Origin of the sequence: Cytobacillus oceanisediminis 2691, from assembly GCF_007678455.1 — a bacterium.
GTDB lineage: Bacteria > Bacillota > Bacilli > Bacillales > Cytobacillaceae > Mesobacillus > Mesobacillus oceanisediminis_A.
In genome coordinates this window covers 1-239 of record NZ_VEEP01000388.1, presented here as the reverse complement: position 1 = coordinate 239, position 239 = coordinate 1, and the positions used below count along the sequence as shown (strand labels likewise).

1 protein-coding gene is annotated in these 239 nt (G+C 49.4%); it reads left to right on the top strand.

The genetic code is table 11. The features are described 5' to 3' along the window. Positions 1–19 precede the first annotated feature (19 nt). A partial coding sequence (locus FS736_RS23960) for a PfkB family carbohydrate kinase (RefSeq protein ID WP_260983706.1) occupies positions 20–239 on the top strand: 220 nt, incomplete at its 3' end.

The following is a 239-nucleotide window of genomic DNA, read 5'->3' as shown; positions in this document are numbered from 1 at the left end:
AGGGGAAGGGATTTGGGGGATGAGAATTGAAAAGGAAGGGGAGTTTTTGAGGGCTGGAGAGATGATGATAGATAAAGGTGTGGAAAAGGTTGTCATCAGGGGGGGAGATAAAGGCTTGATGTACTTCAGAAGAAAAGGTGAAGGTGGAGTGGTGATTGGGGGAGGGATGTGTGTGATGGATGTGAGTGGAGGGGGTGATTGGGTGGTGGCGGGGATCATGTATGGCGATGTTAATGGAA